Here is a 7593-nt window from a genome sequence, read left to right as displayed (position 1 = left end):
TTGCTTTAACCGTGTAAGCCGTTCCTATCATACCGCCTGTTATGACTCCTGCTGCACTAACAGTTGGTCCTGCAGGTGAAAAATCATAAGTATTGGCTGCATTGTAATTCGTAAGAGTCATGCTTCCCGCAGCAGAACAAGTCGCCGCTGTTGTGCTCACTACTGGAGTTACTGGTGTAGCCAACTGTGTTAGGTTTATAACAGTAAAACTATTAGAAGCCGCTGAGATACATCCAGAAGCGTTAGTCGCTGTAACCGTGTAAGCCGTTCCTATCGCGCCACCTGTTATGACTCCTGTTGCAGTAACAGTTGGTCCTGTAGGTGAAAAAACATAAGTATTGGCTGCATCGTAATTCGTAAGAGTCATGCTTCCCGCAGCTGAACAAGTCGCTGCTGATGTACTCACTACTGGAGTTACTGGTGTAGCCAACTGTGTTAGGTTTATAACAGTAAAACTATTAGAAGCCGCTGAGATACATCCGGAAGTCTTATTAGTCGCTTTAACCGTGTAAGCCGTTCCTATTCCACCGCCTGTTATGACTCCTGTTGCATTAACAGTTGGTCCTGCAGGTGAAAAAACATAAGTATTGGCTGCATCGTAATTCGTAAGAGTCATGCTTCCCGCAGCTGAACAAGTCGCTGCTGTTGTGCTCACTACTGGAGTTACAGGAGCATTATTAACTATAATTTTTCCAGTAGCATTTACTGATACACATCCTCCAGATAATGGAATACTATAATTAAATGTTCCAGATGCGGTTGGTGTACCACTAATTGTGATTTTATTACTTGACCAATTTGCAGTAACACCAGCAGGCAATCCAGTTACTGTACCGATTCCTGATGCACCAGTAGTAGTATGTGTAATTGCTGTTAATGCTGAATTAATACATAATGTTGGTGTAGATGAAGCAGAGCCTACAGTATTTATAGTAGTAAAATCAATTTTTCCGCTTAAAGTAGCTGCAGTACATGATCCTAAATGTCCATTCGTTGTTATTATATAAGTGCCAGCAACTGTTGGAGTACCACTAATGGTTACTGTTTTATTTGTTGTATCAACATTGGAGGTTAGCCCTGAAGGTAAATTTGTCACAACAGCATTAGTAGCGCTACCTGCAAAAGTATATACCGTATTTGTGATTGCTGCTCCTGTACAAATTATCTGATTTTGCGAACCAGTAGTTAATGTTAGAGTAGAAACTGTATTAACCGTAGCGGCTACAGCTAATCTAGAGTTTGAGGTACAACTATTATTTGTTGCATCAACATAATAAGTAGTTGTTGCAGACAAATTTGGAGTTATATAATCAGTTCCTTCATAAAGCGAAGTTCCTCCTAGTGCATTTGCATACCAATTAACTTTTCCTGCTGAGGCTGTAGCTTTTAAAGTTAAAGTTCCTGGCCCACATCTTTCCGCTCCTGTAGTTGATGCTATTGTTGGTATAGCAGTAACTGTAGCAGTAACAGAAGTTCTAGTTGAAGTACAATTATTATCAGATACTTCTACATAATATATTTTGGTTACAGACAAACTTGGGGTGGTATAGGTAGCTCCTGTAGCTATTGGTGTACCACCAGTTGCAACATCATACCAACTTATTGTACCCGAAGAAGCAGTAGCACTCAATGTAACACTTCCAGCACCGCAAATTGTTCCAGGCGTAACACCATTTATTGTTGGTATTGGACTTATAACAAAATTTGTTGCTGCTCTACATGGGGAATTATTACAACTAGCATAAAAAGTCGTTGTTCCAGCAACATTTGCATTGGGTAATCCTGAACCCAATACACCAATAGGATTAAAAGTAGCACCCGTAAATATTGAAGATCCTCCTGTAGCTGTGGTAAACCATTCAATTTTACTATTATCAGAACATCCACTCGCAATTAAACTTCCTGAACCTCCTACACAAATAGACACACTTTTAGTAACAGGAGCACCAAAAACAGAATTTATAGTAATTGTAGAAGTAGGTAATGAAGTACATGAATTAGCATTAGTAGTGGTTACCTGATAAGTACCCGCTACTAAACCAGAGAATTGTCCAGTAGAATTAGACACTGCTGCAACAACAGGAGCTAAACCAGTTAATGTATACGTTATACCCGAACCATTAAGAGGAGCAGTCACTTTTATTGTTCCTGTCGAAGTAGTACAATTCGGTTGTGTAGTAGTTACTGTAGGCGCTACAGGTAATGCCAAAATATCAACATCATCAATACTAGTAGTAGATCCTTTAAAATTTATACCTGAAACATTCGCTTGACTTCCTCCTTGGTATTTATTTGGATAGGACCCAAAACTATCTGTGAATGCAGTAATTTGTCTGTTTGGATTAGCTGTTGTTCTTGTAGGATCTAAATATACTGCTTGAGCATTAGCATTGTTTACACCTGTAGTAGCAGAACTAGTAATTTTACCTTTCAAGGTTATTGTTACTATTCCATCTTTAGCAATATTAAAATCACCTATTAAAGGTTTGTTTGCAGTGTTAGTATACGACAAAAGACCCGCTGGACCAGTAGCTTCTATAGAATAAACTGCTGTAGCGGATAAAAAATCTATACCTGTTGGAAAAGCGAAGTCTAAGAAAACTTTTGCAGCATTTCCGCTTCCTATATTTTTTATTTGAATTTCATAGGAGACTTCATTATTAACCGAATTACAAACTGATGAAGTTAACGATTTTACTTTGGTCTCCAAAATTGGAAAACAATCTGAATTAATCTGAAGATTTTCAGCTAAATCACCAGCAGCAAAAGTTGCTGAATAACCAGCAGCTCCATCCATCGCTCCATGAGTACTTGTTGGAGCAGCTCCTTTATTAGTTTTTCCAGCCAAACCCGCACTTACATTACTTGTAATTATAGCTCCTGCTGCATTATATCTAATAATTCCGCCTCCGCCTCCGCCTCCGGGACCATGCTCATTACCACCATCATTCTCAGTGTTTCCACCGTTACCTCCTTTTGCATCGATTGTAATTGTCGCTGTGCTAGGATTAGAAATATTTAAAAATACACTTCCTCCAGCTCCACCTCCACCTGCACCATCGGGAGCGCTTCCATAAGCACCTGCAGCACCATTGCCACCATTCGCTTGAATTTTACCTGTTCCTATAAGGTTTCCTGCATTTATTAATATGATAGCACCACCAACTCCACCTTTTACACCAGTAGTAGCATTATTGGCGTCACCACCACCACCACCACCACCCATAATGAGTCTATCTAAAGGAGCGGTTGTAGTAAGATAAGATCTAAAACCAGGTCTTCCTCCGCCTGTTTTTGGAGAAACATCACCATTACCACCTTGCCATCCTAAACCACCTAAACCACCGTAACCACCGTTACCACCACCACCACCACCGGCATTGTGATCGTTACCTCCACCTCCTGCATTTCCTGGCGCTCCTCTACCAGCAGATCCTCCTGGCATCTCTTGAGAATCGTCTCCTACTTCATTAAATCCATCCCACATGTATCTGGGTGTTCCCGCTATTCCTTCTCCTTTACCTGAAATTGCAGTATTGGTTGTTGCACCAACATAGGTTGTTGAATTATTATTACCAGAACCTAAAATAGGGCTAAAGCCTCCTCTAAATCCTCTTGCATTACCATCAATAGTAAAACCAGCAAAATTAAAAGTACCCGAAACATTGAATGCAATAACTCCCCCAGAAGTTCCATTAAATGGCGGTGTGGTAATATTTGCATTTAATGTTAAATTAGAATATTGTGGAACTCTAACAATTTGAAATGTCCTTTTTCCTCTTGTTGCAGTTGGAGGTGCGTTGTAAAAACTATTTTTAACACCACCACCAGTACCAGTACCTTTAAAAGTTAGATTCCCTCCAGTAAGCGGTACGTTATTTGTCGCTATCACATATTCAAAAATACCTGTATTGCCAATATTGGTAAATCCTGTACCTCCAAGACCATCTGTATATGAAGTAGAGGAACCTGAACCATATTGAGCACTATTAGTATAGTTAATTTCAGCATCTTGCATCTGAATGATCAAAATTAAATCACCAGTAGCAATTGAAAGCGTACCAAAGTTATTCTTAGGATCATTTGTAGGCACTGCCCCAACTTGTATAGATTGTGCTCCTGCATTCAAAGTAAGAGTACTACTTAAAACAGGATAATAGGTATTTACAGCACTAGAAATAGTTATGGGCCCATCTACTCCAGGAGTTCCACAAACTTGAGCATTTGCAGAAGAGAAAGTAAGAAGACCTACAGTAAATATTAAAAATAAATATTTTACTGATTTAGATATATTCAAAAAAGATAATTTCGGAGCGTAGTTTTGATTCATATACTTGATATTCATTAACTATTATAATTTAAATGTTCACCATTAAATGATGAATCTATATATGTTGAAAAAGTAATATAACTGCAAAAAAGGTTGATGTATTTTAAAGATACAAAAACCAATACACTTATATACGTTAATTTACTTATTTTGGTTTTAATTTTTATTATTTATTATTGAAATTTATGAATAAAACAATTTAGAAAAACACAATCAAACTTATTTTTTAATTAAAAAATAATAAAAGTGAAATTTTTATCACAAATAACAAGTTATTATTAAAAACTGTAATGTCATAATTATTAAAACGTTGCAAATGTATATAAAAAACTATCAACAATTTTTGGATATTTGTATCAACAAATGATTATTTTTATAAATTAAAAAAAAGCTGTCTTTGAACGTTTTTATTGGTATTTAATCGAAGTTATTTAGTAATTTAAAAAAAATATTTTTCATTAAAAAATTAATCTTTTAAGTTTTTTAAGATTTTAATACAGATAACTAAGATTTTTAGCTCTTTAAAATCATAATTTTAAAACAAATAATAGGTAAGAAAAAAAATATTTAATTAATTTTCAAAAAAAAAGTAAAAATTAGAGCATTATTACTATTAAAAAAGAAATAATAGAGTAAATTCTTATCTAAAAAACGATTTAAAGTATTCTCTTGTAATAAAAGAAATAACGACTATTCTATAAAGGTAAATCGCAAATTCAATTTTGTTACTGATACTTTTAAAAAACATTAAACTATTATTTTATATATAATTGAAACACTATCATTAATTTTTACAACAGCAAACTATTTTAAATATACTTTAAAAGTATAATCCTTTTTAAAATTTAAAAAAGACCAATAGATGAACAACTTGATTAATTAATACCTATAGTAATCAACAACCTATTTCTTTAAACATAAATTCAAAACAATTTCGTCAAATAACTTCATTATATGTTTATTAATAGGACAATCTCAATCTATTTTCTATTTATTTTAGCTCTTTTAAATACCAAAACAATGGCTCAATCTACTATTACAATTAATGATGTATTAGAGGATCATAATTCAATATGTATTAGCAATACAAATGCTCTTCCTGCAGCAAAAATTTTAAAGAAATATTTAGATAAAAGTTTCACTAACCCTTTTCTAATTAAAGATAATTTTAAAACCAAAAAAGCATCCATTCATCTTATAATAGAACCATTAAAAAGTAAAAAAGAGAACCCTTCTTTTTATATTAAAAGTGATGATAAAGAAATTTATTTAATCGCCACTAACGAACAACAACTTATTTATGGAGTTTACACTTTACTAGAAGAATGGGGTTTCAGAAAATTTAATGCTACTGATTATTTTATACCAAAAACAAATCAATTTATTTATCCCAAAAATTTTAAAAAAACATATCGACCTTCTTTTGAATATCGTGTGCTCTATTACCCCGATGCCTTTGATAAAGATTTTAGAGAATGGCATAAATTAGATTGGCATAAAGATGATTTTAGTATTTGGGGACATACATTTAATGAGCTTTTACCATCAAAACTATTTTTTAAAAACAATCCTGAATATTTTGCTTTTTATGAAGGAAAACGAAGAGCTGAGTCAATTTGCATGACAAATGAAATGGCTTTACAAAAAATAATTGCAAAAATAACTCAAATTATTATCGACAATCCCAATGCAACTTTCCTGTCTGTTAGTCAAAATGATGATACCGTTTTTTGTCAATGCGAAAAGTGTAGCATTTTAAACCAAAAACATGGTGGTCCTCAAGGGTCTCTTTATTTCTTTTTAAATAAAATTGCAAAGCATTTTCCAAAAATAAAAATAGTCACACTAGCGTATCAACATACTTTTCAACCGCCAATTGATCTAAAAATAAGTTCAAATATTTACACTTTGGTATGCCCAATTGAATTAAACCGCGCTAAATCAATTACTAGTGACAATAATAATTTGTCATTTGAAAAAACATTAAATAATTGGAGAAAATTGACGCCAAATTTATATTTATGGGATTATACAGTTCAGTTTTCAAACTATTTGTCTCCTTTTCCAAACATTAATACTTTTTCAGAAAATTATAAGTATTTCAAAAAACAGCATATCAAAGGGTTATTTGTGCAAGGTTACGCAGATGTCCCAGGAGACTTTTCAGAATTAAGACAGTATTTGCTAGCCAAATTATTGTGGAATGCAGAAATAGATATAAAAGCAATCACAGCCGATTTTTTAAAAGGATTTTATGGCAATGCAGCTCCATACGTTCAAGAATACCTGAACCTCTTAGCCATAAATCAAGAACAATCAAAAAAAGCTTTAGACATTTACTCTGGTCCAATTCAAAATAGAAACACATTTTTATCCCCTAAAGCCATGGATGAATATGATTTATTATTAAATGAAGCAACAATATCTGTACAACAGGATTCTATTTTATCTAATAGAATAAAAAAATTGAGGCTTGCATTAGAATTTGTTTATTTCGAACAATCTAAATTTTATGGCACTGATACCCACGGAATGTTCCTTACCAATTCTGAAGGCAAGAAACAAGTAAAACCCGGTCTCACCGAAAGAGTACAACAATTTACCACAGTCTGTAATGAATTAGGGATATACGAACTAAGTGAAGACGGAATATCTCCCAATAAATATTATGAAAACTGGTTAGAAATTAGCAAAAACACAACAGTTCATTTGGGAGAAAAATTAAAGGTGAATTTTCTAACTCCACCATTTCCAGACTTTTTAGGAAAAGGACCTGCTTGTCTTGTTGATGGAATAAAAGGACACACGGATTATAATATGAATTGGGTAGGATGGTATGGAAATAATCCTGAAATAGAAATTATTACCAATAAAATAGCCATTAATCGAATTAAAATTAACTTTTTAGACAATCAGAGAAATTGGATTTTTATTCCAAGAAAAATAACAGTATATGGCTATATTAATAACGAATGGCTTTTTATAAATGAAGTTAAAAATATAGAGTTAAAAGAAAATTTTGAAATAAAATCTAAATCCATTGAAATAATTGATTCAAAATTAAGTGGTTTAGAGCGGATAAAAATTGAAGTAGAAAACCAAACCGAATTACCTTTTTGGAGAACAAGAAAAAACAAAAAACCTATGGTAATGATAGATGAAATTGAACTTTATAATCAATAAAAAAATGTTGGATTTAATGAAATTTCGCAATCTACATTCAGATAAAATCTCAAAAAAAAGACTTTAATTGCATACTGTCA

General features: G+C 33.2%; 2 protein-coding genes. One reads left to right on the top strand and one right to left on the bottom strand.

Translation table 11 applies throughout. The features are described 5' to 3' along the window. On the bottom strand, positions 1-4330 hold a 4330-nt coding region (locus J3S90_RS16055; RefSeq protein WP_394369414.1), incomplete at its 3' end, for a beta strand repeat-containing protein. A 1020-nt stretch (positions 4331-5350) separates the two neighbouring features. Here J3S90_RS16055 and J3S90_RS15395 point away from each other — a divergent pair. After that, on the top strand, positions 5351-7513 hold the full coding sequence (locus J3S90_RS15395) for a DUF4838 domain-containing protein (RefSeq protein WP_210646919.1): 2163 nt from the start codon (positions 5351-5353) through the stop codon (positions 7511-7513). Positions 7514-7593 lie beyond the last annotated feature (80 nt).

The sequence above is a fragment of the Flavobacterium flabelliforme genome, from assembly GCF_017948675.1.
Lineage (GTDB): Bacteria > Bacteroidota > Bacteroidia > Flavobacteriales > Flavobacteriaceae > Flavobacterium > Flavobacterium pygoscelis.
This window is presented reverse-complemented; position numbering and strand designations above follow the sequence as displayed.

Coding starts and splice junctions, on each gene's coding strand:
- J3S90_RS15395 (WP_210646919.1), top strand. CDS start 5,351: ATGGCTCAATCTACTATTACAATTAATGATGTATTAGAGGATCATAAT.